This is a genomic window from Embleya hyalina, from assembly GCF_003967355.1.
Classification (GTDB): Bacteria; Actinomycetota; Actinomycetes; order Streptomycetales; family Streptomycetaceae; genus Embleya; species Embleya hyalina.
Genome location: NZ_BIFH01000017.1, coordinates 1 through 15,326, shown reverse-complemented (window position 1 = coordinate 15,326; position 15,326 = coordinate 1). Strand labels below are relative to the sequence as shown.

Annotated in this window: 14 protein-coding genes; 8 read left to right on the top strand and 6 right to left on the bottom strand. The window is 71.8% G+C overall.

Annotated features, from left to right (window positions below):
- The first annotated feature begins 64 nt into the window (after positions 1–64).
- From EMA17_RS13505 to EMA17_RS13480, 6 genes are all read left to right on the top strand, one after another.
- Complete coding sequence (locus EMA17_RS13505; protein WP_148112328.1) at positions 65–1,345, top strand: ABC transporter ATP-binding protein; 1,281 nt, start codon at positions 65–67, stop codon at positions 1,343–1,345.
- A gap of 48 nt (positions 1,346–1,393) precedes the next feature.
- Positions 1,394–2,056: a trimeric intracellular cation channel family protein gene (locus EMA17_RS13500; RefSeq protein WP_371863000.1), complete on the top strand. Its 663-nt coding sequence runs from the start codon at positions 1,394–1,396 to the stop codon at positions 2,054–2,056.
- A 76-nt stretch (positions 2,057–2,132) separates the two neighbouring features.
- Positions 2,133–2,375, top strand: coding sequence for a hypothetical protein (locus EMA17_RS13495; protein ID WP_126637240.1), 243 nt, complete (start codon positions 2,133–2,135; stop codon positions 2,373–2,375).
- A 13-nt stretch (positions 2,376–2,388) separates the two neighbouring features.
- Positions 2,389–3,576, top strand: coding sequence for a cysteine desulfurase family protein (locus EMA17_RS13490; RefSeq protein ID WP_126637239.1), 1,188 nt, complete (start codon positions 2,389–2,391; stop codon positions 3,574–3,576).
- A 66-nt stretch (positions 3,577–3,642) separates the two neighbouring features.
- Positions 3,643–4,755: a tRNA 2-thiouridine(34) synthase MnmA gene (gene mnmA / locus EMA17_RS13485; RefSeq protein ID WP_174861356.1), complete on the top strand. Its 1,113-nt coding sequence runs from the start codon at positions 3,643–3,645 to the stop codon at positions 4,753–4,755.
- A gap of 401 nt (positions 4,756–5,156) precedes the next feature.
- Entirely contained in the window at positions 5,157–5,579 is a 423-nt protein-coding gene (locus tag EMA17_RS13480; RefSeq protein WP_126637238.1) for a VOC family protein, read from the top strand.
- Positions 5,580–5,669: 90 nt separating this feature from the next.
- Here EMA17_RS13480 and EMA17_RS13475 read toward each other — a convergent pair whose 3' ends face one another.
- From EMA17_RS13475 to EMA17_RS13455, 5 genes are all read right to left on the bottom strand, one after another.
- A complete protein-coding gene (locus EMA17_RS13475) occupies positions 5,670–7,778 on the bottom strand; it encodes a putative bifunctional diguanylate cyclase/phosphodiesterase (protein ID WP_126637237.1) in 2,109 nt (702 codons plus the stop codon).
- Between the two features lie 133 nt (positions 7,779–7,911).
- Positions 7,912–10,125: an NAD-dependent DNA ligase LigA gene (ligA, locus tag EMA17_RS13470; protein ID WP_246126645.1), complete on the bottom strand. Its 2,214-nt coding sequence runs from the start codon at positions 10,123–10,125 to the stop codon at positions 7,912–7,914.
- Positions 10,126–10,172: 47 nt separating this feature from the next.
- Positions 10,173–11,183: a methionine synthase gene (locus EMA17_RS13465; RefSeq protein ID WP_126637575.1), complete on the bottom strand. Its 1,011-nt coding sequence runs from the start codon at positions 11,181–11,183 to the stop codon at positions 10,173–10,175.
- 67 nt (positions 11,184–11,250) lie between these two features.
- Positions 11,251–12,759, bottom strand: a complete 1,509-nt coding sequence (locus EMA17_RS13460) for an MDR family MFS transporter (RefSeq protein WP_126637236.1) — start codon at positions 12,757–12,759, stop codon at positions 11,251–11,253.
- A gap of 56 nt (positions 12,760–12,815) precedes the next feature.
- Positions 12,816–13,421, bottom strand: coding sequence for an NADPH-dependent FMN reductase (locus tag EMA17_RS13455; protein WP_126637235.1), 606 nt, complete (start codon positions 13,419–13,421; stop codon positions 12,816–12,818).
- Positions 13,422–13,571: 150 nt separating this feature from the next.
- On the opposite strand from EMA17_RS13455, the gene EMA17_RS13450 reads away from it, so the two are divergent.
- Complete coding sequence (locus tag EMA17_RS13450; protein ID WP_126637234.1) at positions 13,572–14,348, top strand: TetR/AcrR family transcriptional regulator; 777 nt, start codon at positions 13,572–13,574, stop codon at positions 14,346–14,348.
- A complete protein-coding gene (locus EMA17_RS55325; RefSeq protein ID WP_126637233.1) occupies positions 14,285–14,515 on the top strand; it encodes a type II toxin-antitoxin system RelE family toxin in 231 nt (76 codons plus the stop codon). The genes EMA17_RS13450 and EMA17_RS55325 overlap by 64 nt, the downstream gene beginning before the upstream one ends.
- Before the next feature lie 54 nt (positions 14,516–14,569).
- On the opposite strand, the gene EMA17_RS13440 is transcribed toward EMA17_RS55325, so the two are convergent.
- Entirely contained in the window at positions 14,570–14,959 is a 390-nt protein-coding gene (locus EMA17_RS13440) for a VOC family protein (protein ID WP_126637232.1), read from the bottom strand.
- Positions 14,960–15,326 lie beyond the last annotated feature (367 nt).

The following is a 15,326-nucleotide window of genomic DNA, read 5'->3' as shown; positions in this document are numbered from 1 at the left end:
TCACCAGGATGGAAACGGGAACGGGAACGCGGAAGTGACCGAGGGCGCCCGAGCGGGAGACGACGTGAACGTTGCGCAGGCCGGCGAGCCGGAGGCCGCGTCCCGACGCGAGCCGGGAGACGTGCTGGTGCGCGTGCGCGGGCTGCGCAAACACTTTCCGATCCGCTCCGGGATGACCCGGCGCCGGGCCGGCACGGTCAAGGCGGTGGACGGGCTCGACTTCGACATCCGCGAGGGCGAGACGCTGGGCCTGGTCGGCGAGTCCGGCTGTGGCAAGTCCACCACCGGACGCATGGTGATGCGCCTGTTGGAGCCCAGCGAGGGCACCATCGAGTTCGGCGGGCGCGACCTCACCCGGCTGTCCCGAGGGCAACTGCGGCCGCTGCGACGCGACTTCCAGATGATCTTCCAGGACCCGCAGTCCTCGCTGAACCCGAGGCACACCGTCGGCACCATCGTCGGGCTGCCGTTCCGGTTGCAGAAGGTCACCCCCGAGGGCGGCGTCAAGAAGGCCGTCCAGGAGCTGCTGGAACTGGTCGGGCTCAGCCCCGAGCACTACAATCGCTACCCGCACGAGTTCTCCGGCGGCCAGCGGCAGCGGATCGGCATCGCCCGCGCGCTCGCGCTGCGGCCCAAGCTGGTGGTCGCCGACGAGCCGGTCTCCGCGCTGGACGTGTCGATCCAGGCGCAGGTGGTCAACCTGCTCGACGACCTGCAGAGCGAGTTCGGGCTGACCTACCTGATCATCGCGCACGACCTGTCGGTGGTGCGGCACACCAGCGACCGGGTGGCGGTGATGTACCTCGGCAAGATCGTCGAGATCGCCGACCGCGAGGATCTGTACAGCTCGCCGAAGCACCCGTACACGGTGGCGCTGATGTCGGCGGTGCCCGTGCCGGACCCGGCCCGGCGCGAGAGCCGGGACCGGATCCTGCTCAAGGGCGACGTACCGAGCCCGATGGACCCGCCGCCGGCGTGCCGCTTCCACACCCGGTGCTGGAAGGCGCAGGACATCTGCAAGACCCAGGAGCCGCCACTGGCCGAGCTGACCACGCGGCACCAGGTGGCCTGTCACTTCCCGGAGAACATGCCGACGGAGGACGGCGCGGGCGAGGCGGTGCTTTTGGCGAAGCCGGCGCCGGCCGACGCGGTCGCCGCGGGGGAGGGCGCCGAGGCCGTCGCGGAGACCTCCGCCGAGGCTCCCGCCGAGACCTCTGCGGACGGTGCTGCGGAACCCGTTGCCGAGTCCTCGACGGACAGCCCCGCCGAGACTCCCGCCGCGGCCTCCCCGAAGGCCCCCGACGAGGCGCCCGGGAAGGACACACCGCCCACACCCGCCCCATGAGTATCGGGCCGAGCCCGGCGGTGTAGAACATCCGTTATGTCGCCCGAGGTGCCGCCCGAGATCTTCCACCATCAGCTTCAGCAGGTCCTCGACCTGCTCGGCATCTTCGTCTTCGCGGCGGCCGGCGCGCTGATGGCCGTACGGAAGAACTTCGACGTCATCGGTATCACCCTGCTCGCCGAGGTCACCGCCCTCGGCGGCGGGGTGATACGGGACGTGATGATCGGCGCGGTCCCGCCCGCGGCCTTCACCGACCTCGGCTACTTCACCACCCCGCTGCTCGCCGCCGTACTGGTCTTCTTCCTGCATCCCCAGGTCGAGCGGATCATGTCGGCGATCGACGTGCTGGACGCCGTCGGCCTCGGCCTGTTCTGCGTGACCGGCACCGCGAAGGCGTACGCGTACGGCCTCAATCCGATACCGGCCGCCGCCCTCGGGGTGACCACCGCCGTCGGCGGCGGCGCGCTGCGCGACGTACTGGCCCGGGAAGTACCCACGCTGCTGCGCTGGGACAAGGAGATCTACACCTTCCCCGCGCTGCTCGGCGCCGGCATCACCGCCGCGCTGATCGAGTTCGACCTGTTCGGCCCGGTCACCGCGACCGCGGCGGTCACCTTCGCCTTCCTGCTTCGTGTGCTCGCGCTCCGGCGCGGCTGGCGGGCGCCACGCGCGTGGCGCCGCAACTCCGGCACCAGCGCCGAGGAGCAGTGACCCGGGGCGTCCCGCCGGTCGCGGCCGGCGCGGGCCGCGCCGCCGAGGCCGACCCGGCCACTCGTAGGAGTGGACCGTGCCCAACACGCCCCGGTACGCGTTGCACCAGGATGTGTGGGAGATCCAGCAGCCGTTGACCTACGACCACCGGTCGACCGAACCCGATCCGAAGGACAGGGGCCCGCTCCGGCGCCTCGTGGCGTACGCGACCGCGTCGGTGCTTTCCATGCGCCTGTGGCTCGATCGATTCCTGCCCGGAGGACCGCGCTACGGACGGGTGTACGGCCGCCCCCGCCGGCGCCCGCGCGTACCCGACTAAGCTTCGCAGTGCGATGGCCTACTTCGATCACGCGGCGACCACCCCGATGCGCCTTTCGGCAATCCGGGCGATGACCGTACAGCTTGCCCAACTCGGGAACCCGTCCTCGTTGCACGCGTCCGGGCGACGCGCGCGCCGCACGGTGGAGGAGTCCCGCGAGTCGCTGGCCCATGCGCTGGGCGCGCGGCCGAGCGAGATCGTCTTCACCGCCGGTGGGACCGAGGCCGACAACCTCGCGATCAAGGGGATCTACTGGTCGCGGGTCGCGGACGACCCGGCCCGGCGGCGGATACTGGTCAGCCCGGTCGAGCACCACGCCGTGCTCGACCCCGTGCTGTGGCTGGAGTCCGCCGAGGGCGCGGTGGTCGAGTGGCTGGACGTGGACACCGACGGGCGGGTGCAACCCGACACGTTGCGCGCCGCGATCGAGCGCGACCCGGCGTCGGTGGCACTGGTGTCGGTGATGTGGGCCAACAACGAGGTCGGCACGGTCGAGCCGATCGCCGAGCTGGTCGAGATCGCGCACGAGTTCGGCATCCCCTTCCACTCCGACGCGGTCCAGGCGGTCGGTCAGATCCCGGTCGACTTCTCGGCGACCGGCCTGGACGCGATGACGGTGACCGGGCACAAGCTCGGCGGCCCGGGCAACTGCGGGGCGCTCGTGCTCGGGCGCGGCATCACCCCGGTGCCGGTGCTGCACGGCGGCGGCCAGGAGCGCGACGTGCGCTCGGGCACGCTGGACACCGCCTCGATCGCGGCACTCGCGGTCGCGGCCGAGGAGTCGGTGCGCGAACAGGCGCAGTACGCGGGGCGGGTGGGCGCGCTGCGGGACGAACTGGTGCGCCGGATCCTGGCCGCGGTGCCCGACGCGCAGCTCAACGGGGACCGGCGGCTCGACCCGGCCCACCGGCTGCCGGGCAACGCGCACTTCTCCTTCCCCGGCTGCGAGGGCGACTCGCTGCTGCTGCTCCTGGACGCGCGCGGGATCGAGTGCTCGACCGGCTCGGCCTGCTCGGCGGGGGTCGCGCAGCCCAGCCACGTGCTGCTGGCGATGGGCGCGGACAGTGCCCGGGCGCGCGGGTCGCTGCGGTTCAGCCTCGGGCACACCACGACCGAGGCGGAGGTCGCCGAACTGGGCGAGGCGATCCTGCCGGTGGTGACCCGGGCCCGGTCGGCGGGGTCGGTGTCGGCGCGCCGGTAGCGGCGCCGGGGGGATGGGGTAATCCGCTCGGGGCTCGCACGGGTGACCACGTACTCTTGAGGCGCTATGTCTGATCACATGCTTCCTCCCGCCAACGGCCGCCGCCTCCGGGTGCTCGCCGCCATGTCCGGCGGGGTCGACTCCGCCGTTGCCGCCGCGCGAGCGGTCGAGGCCGGACACGACGTGGTCGGTGTCCACCTCGCGCTCTCGGCGAAACCCGCGACGCTGCGCGAGGGCGCCCGGGGCTGCTGCACGATCGAGGACTCCCGGGACGCGCGGCGGGCCGCCGACGTGATCGGCATCCCCTTCTACGTGTGGGACATGGCCGAGCGTTTCCGCGAGGACGTCATGGACGACTTCGTGGCCGAGTACAAGGCCGGACGCACCCCGAACCCGTGTCTGCGCTGCAACGAGAAGATCAAGTTCGCCGCGCTGTTGGACAAGGCGCTCGGGCTCGGCTTCGACGCGGTGTGCACCGGGCACTACGCGCGGATCGTGGAGCACCCCGACGGCTCGCGCGAGCTGCACCGCTCGGTCGACATGGGCAAGGACCAGTCGTACGTGCTCGGCGTGCTCGACTCCGACCAGCTCGCGCACGCGATGTTCCCGCTCGGCGGCGACACCAAGGGCGACGTGCGCCTGGAGGCGGAGCGGCGCGACCTGGCGGTGGCGAAGAAGCCGGACAGCCACGACATCTGCTTCATCGCCGACGGGGACACCCAGGGCTTCCTCGCGAAGCATCTGGGCACCGAGCGCGGCGACATCGTGGACGCGAGCGGTACCAAGCTCGGCGAGCACGACGGCGCCTACGCGTACACGATCGGCCAGCGCAAGGGCCTGCGCATCGGGCACCCGGCGGCCGACGGCAAGCCGCGCTACGTGCTGGACATCTCGCCCGTGAACAACACGGTCACGGTCGGCCCGGTCGAGGCGCTGGACGTGGACCGGCTGGTCGGCATCCGCCCGAGGTGGTGCGGTCCGGCCCCGGCGGGCGAGGTGGACTGCACCGCCCAGGTCCGGGCGCACGGCGACGAGACGGCGGCGGTCGCCGAGGTGGTCGACGGGGAGGTCCGGGTGCGGTTGGCGGAGCCGATCCGCGGCATCGCCCGGGGGCAGGCCGTGGTGCTGTACGCCGGGACGCGCGTGATCGGCTCGGCGACGATCGACGCCACGGCGTAGCCGGAGCTTCGGCGGGCCGGCAGGAATCCCCGGGCCGGGGGATGAGGCCCGGGGATCGCGCCGGCGCCCGCTCGGTGTCGCCGCCACCCCGGCGGCGGAGGCCGAGCCGGCCGGTACCGGTGAACCCCCTCCGGACACGGCGCTGGGCACCGGGCGCGGATGTAGTCGATCACGGGGTACATCCGCGCCGGAGCAACCACGATGCCGGCCTGTGCCGAGGCCGCACGAGCGGCGAAAGTTGCGAATGTGCGCCCGAAAGTTGTCGATCCTCGCCGGAAGTCGGCGGAATTCGCCGGAATTCGGCGGACAGGCGTCGATCCCGTACCCGTTGTCGAACTCCCGGGCGGAAGTGGACAATGACGGGCCCTGTAGCACCGCCGCAGCACTTCGGGAGACACCGCGTGGGTTCCACCGTCCGACACATCACCATCGACTGCGCGGCGCCGCACGAGCCGTACGACCTGGCCCTGTTCTGGAGCCGGGTGCTCGAACTCCCGCTGGGCCCCGACGACTTCCCCGGCGACCCGGAGGCGGCCGTGATCGCCGGCGACGGCCGGCCGATGTTGCTGTTCGTCCGGGTGCCGGACGCCAAGGCCGGCAAGAACCGGGTCCACCTCGACCTGGAGCCGGACACCACCCGCGAGGAGGAACTGGAGCGCGTCCTGGCCCTGGGCGCGACGATCGTCGCCGACATGCGCAAGCCCAACGGCCGAGGGTGGGTCGTCTGCGCCGACCCGGCCGGCAACGAATTCTGCGTCGAGGCAAGCCGATCCGACCGCGCCGGCGCCGAACTCCCGGACCGCGACACGGCCGAGCCCGCCTGAAAGCCCCCGCCCACACACACCACGCTGGCCGAAAGCGGCCGGCCCATCCGGAACCGCTCCGGCCTCCCCGCCGTCGGCCCGGGTGTGCGCTCAGCTCACGTCCGCGCGGCGGTGGTGGTGGAGCTCCGTCGGGGCGGCCGGGGTCGCGTGGCCGCCCGCGCCGTGGCGGAGCAGCCAGGCGGTGGCCTCGTCGCGGGGCAGCGCCTTGGACATCAGCCAGCCCTGGGCCGCGTCGCAGCCCAGTTCGCGCAGGCGCTGGTAGGTGGCCTCGTCCTCGACGCCCTCGGCGACCACCCGCAGGCCCAGCGAGTGGGCCAGCTGCACGATCGAGCAGACGATCGCCGCGTCCTCCTCGTTCATCGTCAGCCGGGCCACGAACGAGCGGTCGATCTTGATCTCGCTGACCGGGATGTGCCGGAGATGTACGAGCGAGGAGTAGCCGGTCCCGAAGTCGTCGAGCGACAACCGCACGCCCAACCGGCGCAGCGCGTCCAGCGACTCCGCCGCGCGCTGCGGCTCCTCCAGGAGCACCCGCTCGGTGATCTCCAGCTGTAACGCCCCCGCCGCGACGTCGTGTTCGCGTAATCCGGCGGCCACCGAGTCGGCGAACGAGGGCACGTGGATGTCGCGCGCGGAGATGTTCACCGCGACCGTGACGTCGATGCCCTCCACATGCCAGCGCGCGACCTGGTCGAGCGCGACGTCCACCACGTAGCGGGTGAGCCGGGGCATCAGGCCGGTCTGCTCCGCGAGCAGCACGAACTCCTCGGGGGAGACCTGCCCCCTGGTCGGATGCCGCCACCGCACCAGCGCCTCGCAGCCGTCCACCCGCCCGTCCGCGAGCCGAATCTTCGGCTGATAATGCAGCTCGACCTCGTGGTTGTCCAAGGCCCGCCGCAGGTCGCCGAGCAACAGCAGCTTGTCCCGCGTGTTCACGTCGCGCGTGTCGTCGTACAGTTCCACCCCACTGCGCGAGCGTTTGGCCAAGTACATGGCCACATCGGCGAATTGCAACAATCCGAGCACGTCGGAGGCGTGGTCGGGGAAGATCGCCACGCCGACGCTGGCCTCCACGTCCAGGGTCAACTCGTCCAGATCGAACGGCTCGCCGAGCCGGTCGACGATGCGATGGGCCAGCCCCAGGACCACCTCCTGCGCGGTCAGCCGGTCGGTGCCCATGTCCAACCCCGGTAACAACAGCGCGAATTCGTCGCCGCCGAGCCGGGCCACCGTGTCCCCGGGACGCACGAGCGTGGCCAGTCGCGCGCCGACCTGCTGGAGCAGCCGATCGCCGGCGACGTGCCCGAGCGTGTCGTTGACCTCGTGGAACCGGTGCAGGTCGAGCAACAACAGGGCGACCCGCCCACCACGACCGCCGACCCGACCCAGCGCCTCCTCGCCGCGTTCGAGCAGCAGCCGCCGATTCGGCAGCCCGGTGAGCGCGTCGTGCCGCGACTCCTGCTCGCGATCGAAGCGGACCATGGTGCTGCGGTAGAGGGTGTGCAGCGGGACCACGAACAGCGGGAGCAGCCACGGTTGTTCGGCGCAGATGACGGCGATCAGCGGGGACAGCCCGATCAGCGCGCCGTGCGAGACGGCGCGTGCCCGGATCTCCGCGCGGGCCAGGGTGAGCACGCTGACCCCGCGCCAATTCGCCCTGGTCAACCAGCCCGAGGTCTGCGACACGGCCGACATCGCCAGGCCGGCCAGCGCGACGACGGGGAAGTCGACCACGTGCAGCGCCCGGGCGGAGTCCGGCCCCGGATCCATCCCGAACACCCCGAGCACCGCGTCGGCGGCCAGGAAGCCCAGCACGTAATGGCCCACGGTGTAGCCGATCCGCCACCACGAATCACCCCGGAGCAGCCCGGACACCAGGACCGGAACGGCCTGCCACAGCGCGGCCACCTGCCACCCGTGCACGAGCAGCAGACCGAACGTGATGGCGATCGACGGCATCGCGCCGGGGATGTACAACCCCCGGCGCGTCATCGCCGTGTAGACCCCGTCGAGCGACACCAGGGCGAGCATGATCCACACGCCCGGGGTCGCCGGGACCGGACTGCGGCCGTCGATCAGGTCCGTCGTGGCCGGGACGACGAGCGCGAGCACGCCCGCCAGCGCGACGATCCCGGTGTGGATGAAGAACGCGCGCGGTCGTGCCAGTCGCGACAGGTCCGTCCTGCCGATCCGACCCATGCGCCTGCTCCCTGCGGCCTCGTCGGGCGGCATCCCGGGCGCCGGGACGGGTACGCCTGTGGGGCACCGAGCCCCCCGGGTGGGGCAAGCTCGTGCCCAGGGTAGGTCGTTCCGGCACGGCTGGGGAGGGTTATCAGCCGGCGCGCTCGGCCACCCAGGCGAGGGCCGCCTCCGCCCCGTCGGCGAGCAGAACCGCGAAGCCCTCGTCGTCCAGGATCGGCAGGCCCAGTTGCACTGCCTTGTCGTATTTGGAGCCCGGATTGTCGCCCACGACGACGAAGTCGGTCTTCTTCGAGACCGATCCCGTCACCTTGGCGCCGCGCTGCTCCAGGGCCTCCTTGGAGCTGTCCCGGGTGTAGCCGGCGAGTGTCCCGGTGACGACCGTCACAATCCCGTCAAGCAGGCCGGGGGGCTTCTCCTCGTCGGCCCCCTCCTCGGCGAGCCGGACACCGGCGGTGCGCCACTTGTCCACGATCTCGCGGTGCCAGTCCTCGGCGAACCATTCGACCACCGCGCCGGCGATGATCGGGCCGACGCCGTCGACCGCCGCGATCTCCTCCTCGGACGCGGCGCCGAGCCGGTCGAGGTCGTGGAAGCCGCCGGTGATCGCGCGGGCGGTGGTGTCGCTGACGTGGCGGATGCACAGCGCGGTGAGGACGCGCCACAGCGGTTGGGTCTTGGCCTTCTCCAACTGTTCGATCAGCTTGAGCGTGTTGGCCTTCGGCTCGGAGGGCTTCTTGACGTTGCCCTCCTTGTCGTAGGTGGCCTTCGACCAGAAGTAGGGGACGAGTTCCTTCTCGTCCTCGGCGGCGCCCTTGCGGTTGACCTTGCGCCACATCTGCACGTCGCGCAGTTGCTCGGCGGTCAGGTCGAACAGGTCGGCCTCGGTGGCCAGCACGGACGGCCCCGCGGCGGGTCGGGTCAGCGCCGCCGCCGTCTCGTAGCCGAGCGCCTCGATGTCGAACGCCTTGCGGCCCGCGAGGTAGAAGATCCGCTCACGCAACTGGGCCGGACACGACCGCGCGTTCGGACAGCGCAGGTCGATGTCGCCCTCCTTCATCGCGCGCAGCTCGGTCCCGCACTCGGGGCACGTGGTGGGCATCACGAACTCGCGCTCGCCGCCGTCGCGCAGATCGGCCACCGGGCCCAGGATCTCGGGGATCACGTCACCGGCCTTGCGCAGCACGATCGTGTCGCCGATCAGTACGCCCTTGGCCTTGACCACCTGCTGGTTGTGCAGCGTCGCCCGGGCCACCACCGAGCCCGCCACGGTGACCGGCTCCATCACCGCGAACGGCGTCACCCGCCCGGTGCGCCCGACGCCCACCTCGATGTCGAGCAGCTTGGTGTTGACCTCCTGCGGCGGGTACTTGAACGCGATCGCCCAGCGCGGCGCCTTGGAGGTGGCACCCAGCCGACCCTGGATCGGAATCTCGTCGACCTTGATCACGATGCCGTCGATCTCGTGCTCGACCGAGTTGCGATGATCGCCGAAGTAGCGGACGAACTCCTTCACTTCCTCGATCGTGTCGACCACCTTGTTGTGCCGCGCGGTCGGTAGCCCCCACGCGTGCAGGCGCTCGTACGCGTGCGACTGGCAGTCGATCTCGAAGCCCCGCCGGGCACCGATGCCGTGCACGATCATGTGCAGCGGGCGCGACGCGGTCACCCGCGGGTCCTTCTGCCGCAACGATCCGGCGGCGGCGTTGCGGGGGTTGGCGAACGGCTTCTCGCCGGCCGCCACCAGGCGCTCGTTGAGCTCGTCGAACTTCTCGATCGGGAAGAAGACCTCGCCCCGGATCTCCACCAGTTCGGGTACGTCGTGCCCGCCGTCGTCACGCAGCCGGGACGGGATCTCGGCGATGGTGCGGATGTTCGGCGTGACGTCCTCGCCGGTGCGGCCGTCTCCGCGCGTCAACGCCCGAACCAGGTGGCCGTTCTCGTACAGGAGGTTGATCGCGAGTCCGTCGATCTTGAGCTCGCACAGGTAGTGGAACGTCCCCGTGCCCAGCTCGCGGACCAGGCGGTCGTCCCACTCGTCCAGCTCTTCCTCGTTCATCGCGTTGTCGAGGCTGAGCAGGCGCTCCAGGTGGTCGACCGAGGCGAAGTCGGTCGAGTAGGTCCCGCCCACCTTCTGGGTCGGCGAGTCCGGCGTGCGCAGCGCCGGATACTCCTCCTCGATCGCCTCCAGCTCCCGCATCAGCGCGTCGAACTCGCCGTCGCTGACGACCGGCGCGTCCTTCACGTAGTAGCGGAAGCGGTGCTCCTCCAGCTCACGGGCGAGCGTCGCGGCGCGTTCGCGCACCTCGGCCGGGATCTCGTCCACTCCGGTCGTCGCACCAGCCACGTCGTCGCCCTCCAGCGCCACCAGTTCGAATTCGGACTGCGGTACGTCTACGACCGCATGGCGCTCTCGGGGTCGTCCCGAAGCACCCGGCCGGCAGCCACGCTGTGTGACAGGGCCGCTCGGGCGTAGGCCGGAGAGGCACCGGCGAGGCCACACGTGGGGGTCACCACGACGGCTTCGACCAGGGACTCCGGCGGGAAACCGAGCCTGTTCCACAACGTTCCGACAGACCTGACGGTACCGGGCGGGTCGGACAGTGGCCGCACTCCCACACCGGGCGTGGCCTCGGCGGACGCCGGCTCGGCGGGCAGGCTCGGCACCACGCCGGCGAACAGCCGCAGGCCCGCCTCGACCGCCTCGCCGATCGACTCGTCCTGGGCCTCGCCAAGGAGCGACATGTCCAGCGAGACGCCCACCACGCCGGCCTGACGCAGCAGGGTGATCGGGATGCCCGGCGCGCAGGAGTGCACGATGGTCGGCGCCCCGGCCGCCGCGATCACGTCCCGCAGCGTGTCCCGGACCACCGCCTTGTCCACCGCCCGCAACCGGCCGAACCCGCTCGCGGTCGGCACTTCGCCGGCGATCACCCCGGGCAGCGCCGGCTCGTCCAGCTGGAGCAGCAGGCTCGCCCCGGGGACCCGGCGGGCCACCTCCGCCAGGTGCAGCCGGATGCCCTCGGCGAGCGAGACGGCCAGGTCGCGGCAGGCGCCCGGGTCGGCCAACGCCTTGTCGCCGTGCCCGAGTTCGATCGTGGCGGCCAGCGTCCACGGGCCCGCGACCTGGACCTTGAGCGGGCCGGTGTAGCCCTGGGCGAACTCCTCCAGCGCGTCCAGGTCCTCGCCCAGATACGAGCGGGCCCGGCGGTGGTCGCGCCCCGGGCGGTCCACGAAACGCCATCCGGAGGGCTGCACGTCCGTGTACAGGTCGACCAGCAGCCCGGCCGAGCGCCCGGTCAGATCCGCGCCCGGTCCGCGCGCCGGCAGCTCCGGCAGGTGCGGCAGGTCGGGCAGCAGTTCGAGGGTCGCCTCGACCGTCTCGCGAATGTTGCCCCCGGGCATCGAACCGATCCCGGTGGCGCCGGGTGACCAGGGAAAAGTGCGTTCTGGGGTATCCACGCCCGGAAGCTTAGTTCGACGTGTCCCGGGCCCCGGCGGACGCCGCGACCGGCTCGGCCGACGCGGGCTCGGCCGGCTCGTCGGGCGCGCCGCGCAGCGGGACCTCGCGGACCAGCCAGGACACCGCGAACGCGAGCGCGGACAGGATCGCGAGCCCGATCGCCACGCCGTGCAGGCCGCCGGTGACCGCCGTGTGGAAGGTGTCCCGGGCGGCGGCGGGCAGCTCGTGCGGGGCCGCGGGGGTCTCCCCGTCCAGGCGGCGGGCGTACACCGAGCCGAGCAGCGCGACGCCGAGCGAGCCGCCGATGGTCCGGGTCAGCGTGGCGGTACCGCTCGCCGCGCCCAGGTCGCGGCGGTCGGCGCTGTTCATGGTGATCAGCATGGTGCTCTGCATGACGAAGCCGATGCCGACGCCGACCACCGCAGTGAGCGCCGAGGCGACGGCGGTGGGGGTGTCCACGCGCAGCCCGAGCAGGGCGAGCGCGCCGACGACCATCACCGCGCCGCCGAGGATCGGGTACAGCCGGTAGCGCCCGTTGTGGGCGATCAGGCGCCCGGTGGCGATCTGTACGCCGAGCATGCCGAACATCAGCGGCAGGAGCAGCAGGCCGCCGGCCGTCGGCGAGGTCTCCCGGACGAACTGCATGTATTGCGGGAGGTAGTTCATCGCGGCCATCATCACGGCGCCGACCAGGAAGCCCAGCACCTGCGCGAGGGTGAAGTTGCGGTCGGCGAACAGCCGGGGCGGGATGATCGGCTCCGCCGCGCGCCGCTCGACGGGGACGAAGCAGGCGAGGGCGACGACGGTGAGGGCGGCGAGGCCGAGGACCCGCGGGGAGGTCCAGGCGTGGGAGGTGCCGGCCCAGCCCGCGAGCAGGGTGAGCGCGACGATCCCGGTGGTGAGCAGGGCGGCGCCGGCGATGTCGATCCGGGCCCTGATCCGCACGTGCTCGACGCGGATGCCGAGGCCGACGACGGCGAGCGCCAGGAGGCCGAAGGGGACGTTGACGTAGAACGCCCAGCGCCAGTTCAGGTGATCGGTCAGGAAACCGCCGAGCAGGGGCCCGCCGACCAGGGCGATCGGCATGACGGCGCCGAAGAGCGACTGCACGCGGCCGCTCCGGCGCGGCGGCACGAGCACGCCGATCAGGGCGAACGCGCCGACCATCAGGCCGCCGGCGCCCAGGCCCTGGACGGCGCGGAAGACGATCAGCTCGGTCATGTCCCGGGCCAGCCCGGACGCCATCGAGCCGACCAGGAAGACGCCGATCGCGGCCATGAACGTGCCCTTGCGGCCGTACAGGTCGCCGAGCTTGCCCCAGATGGGCGTGGTCGCGGCGGCGGCGAGCAGGTAGGCGGTGACCACCCAGGAGAGCCGATCCAGGCCGCCGAGGTCGCCGACGATGGTGGGCAGGGCGGTGCCGACGATGGTGCCGTCGAGCATGCCCAGGAACATGCCGAGGATCGGGCCGAGGACGGCGAGGGGGATCTTGTCGGGCGGCGCGGTGTCGGATCGCATGGGTACCCCCGGGGCGTGGTGCGGGCGTGGCGTGGTTCGGGTGGCGTGACGGGGCGTCAGGCCGCGTACGGGCGGGCCGCTTTCGCGTCGCGCAGGGCGTGGGCCCACCAGACGAGGCGGTCGAGCATGGCGTCGGCGGCGGCGTTCGCGGCCGGGTCGACGGCGTCGCCATCGGCGTCGAACTTGTCCCAGTGCCCGTGGAAGCTGGCCGTGTCCCGGACCGTGACGGCGTGCAACTCGGCCAGCACGAGCCGCAGTTGCTCGACCGCGCGCAGGCCACCGGAGAGACCGCCGTAGGACACGAAGCCGACCGGCTTGGCGTGCCACTCCGGGCCGTGCCAGTCGATGGCGTTCTTCAGCGCGGCCGGAAAGCTGTGGTTGTACTCCGGGGTGACGATCACGAACGCGTCGGCGGCGGCAAGCCGGGGGGACACCTCGGCGAGCAACTCGACGGTGCCGGCCGCGGGGGGCTGCCCGAAGGCCGGGAACACGGTGGGCAGCGGCGTCTCGACGAGGTCGACGAGATCGACGTCGAGGTCGTCCCGGGCGGCGGCACGATCGCGGATCCAGCCGGCGACGACGGGGGCGAAGCGGCCCTCGCGGGTACTCCCGACCAGGATCGCGAGGCGCAGGGGCGTGGGGGTGGGGGCGGGGGCGGGCATGCGGACTCCGGTCGGCTCGTGCGTGTACGTCGTATCGGTGTACGTCGTATCGACGGAAATACAACGTACACATCAGGGTGTACAACGTCTACTCTTGATACGTTGTACGCAACAGACCGTTTTCGCGCCCCCGGAAGGAGCCCCGCCGTCATGGCCGGCCAGAAGAAGAAATCGCCCCCGACCCGGACCCCGGCGCCGGCGGAGGCCGGGGCGTCGCGCACCTCGCTGTGGGAACGGCTGGCCACCCCGGCGCCGGCCGCGCGTACCGTGCTGACGCCGGAGCGCATCGCGGAGGTCGCGGTCGGGATCGCCGACGCGGAGGGCATCGAGGCGGTGACGATGCGGCGGCTGGCGACCGAGTTGGGCGTCGCGCCGATGGCGGCCTATCGGTATGTGTCGGGCAAGGACGACCTGTTGGAGCTGATGGTCGACCGCGCGTACGGCGAACTGGCCGCGCCGGAGCCGGGCGCGGGGTGGCGCGAGACGTTGCGGGGCCTGGCCGTGCGCACGCGCGAACTGGTCCTGCGCCACCCGTGGTTGGTACAGCTGCCCTCGGGGCGGGCGGCGGTCGCGCCGACCCCGAACCGGGTGGCGCTGGCCGAGTGGGGCATGCGGGCACTGGCCGAGGCCGGCCTGTCCGCCGACGAGACGATGGCCGCCGTCGACACGGTCGGCTCATACGTCCAGGGCCGCACGGCCGCCGAGGTCGCGACGCGGCACCTGATGGCCGCCCAGGGTGCCCCGGGTGACGCCGACGCCCTGCGCACGTCGATGGCCCCGGAGATGACCTGGCTCATCCGCACCGGCCGCTACCCGGCCTTCCACCACTACATCGGCACGGCACGGCACAAGGACGACCCACAATGGCAGTTCGAAACCGGCCTCGACTGCATCCTCGACGGCCTGGCCACCCGCCTACACATCTGACCCACCGAGTGGCAGCAGCTTCCGCTATCAAGGCCCTCCAGGGGCACAGTGCCCGATGGCGTCTCCGAGTCGGTGACCATCGGATCGTCTATACGGTCGAACAGGGTCACCTGATCGTGTGGGTACTGGCTGTTGGCAACCGCCGTGATATCCATCGCAGCCTTTAGCGTGCGGACGACGCAACGCGCTCCATTGGCGAGACCGTTGTCCGGGCGGCGTGCCTACACGGGCCAACCGCCGTACGGCACGGTGATCAACTCCATGTAGTGGCCCGCCGGATCGATGAAGTACACGCCTTGGCCGCCGTCGTTGCGGTTGATCGTGCCGGGGTGTTGCCGGTGCGGATCGGCGTAATGCTCGATCCCGCGCTCCTTGATCTTCGCGTACGCGGCATCGAACTCCGGTTCGGAGACCAGAAAGGCGTAGTGCTGAGGGGTGATCTTGTCCGGCGGAATGGCGGCGAAGTCCAGCGTGACGCCGTTGCCGAGTGCGACCGCGACGAACGGCCCCCACTCGCCGGAGATTTCGAGTCCCAACAGATCCGCGAAGAACTCGGCGGACTCCCGGTTGTCCCGGGCGTGGACGATGGTGTGATTCAACTCGACAGACAAGGAATGCCTCCGAAGGCAACTCCCGGCACCTCCATGCCTCACCCAGCCGGCGACCGACACGCGATGCTCCCCCCAGCCTAGCCGTTGGCCGCGACGCACGAGCAGGCCGGGGGACGACAGGACCTCGGCGACTCGGGTGATCCGGGGCGCCACCGGGCGGGCCTCCGGGGCGGACCGGGCGCTTTCGACGGGGGTTGCGCTTGTGGTTGCGGGTGGCCGGTGCGACGTCTGTCGAAGTCGGTGATGCCCCGCCGCCGGCGTGCGGGGCTCGGAGAGTTCGAGCTTCCGACGAGACGGGCGCCTCGCCCGGCGAAAAAGCGGCCTGCAGCGGCCGGCCGGGTGGGCGGTCGGGTCGGGTTCGCCGGGC

Excerpts from the sequence above, each read along its gene's own strand:
- EMA17_RS13490 (WP_126637239.1), top strand. The coding sequence starts at position 2,389 with ATGGCCTACTTCGATCACGCGGCGACCACCCCGATGCGCCTTTCGGCA.
- mnmA (WP_174861356.1), top strand. The coding sequence starts at position 3,643 with ATGTCTGATCACATGCTTCCTCCCGCCAACGGCCGCCGCCTCCGGGTG.
- EMA17_RS13475 (WP_126637237.1), bottom strand. The coding sequence starts at position 7,778 with ATGGGTCGGATCGGCAGGACGGACCTGTCGCGACTGGCACGACCGCGC.
- EMA17_RS13465 (WP_126637575.1), bottom strand. The coding sequence starts at position 11,183 with ATGCCCGGGGGCAACATTCGCGAGACGGTCGAGGCGACCCTCGAACTG.
- EMA17_RS13460 (WP_126637236.1), bottom strand. The coding sequence starts at position 12,759 with ATGCGATCCGACACCGCGCCGCCCGACAAGATCCCCCTCGCCGTCCTC.
- EMA17_RS13455 (WP_126637235.1), bottom strand. The coding sequence starts at position 13,421 with ATGCCCGCCCCCGCCCCCACCCCCACGCCCCTGCGCCTCGCGATCCTG.
- EMA17_RS13450 (WP_126637234.1), top strand. The coding sequence starts at position 13,572 with ATGGCCGGCCAGAAGAAGAAATCGCCCCCGACCCGGACCCCGGCGCCG.
- EMA17_RS55325 (WP_126637233.1), top strand. The coding sequence starts at position 14,285 with ATGGCAGTTCGAAACCGGCCTCGACTGCATCCTCGACGGCCTGGCCAC.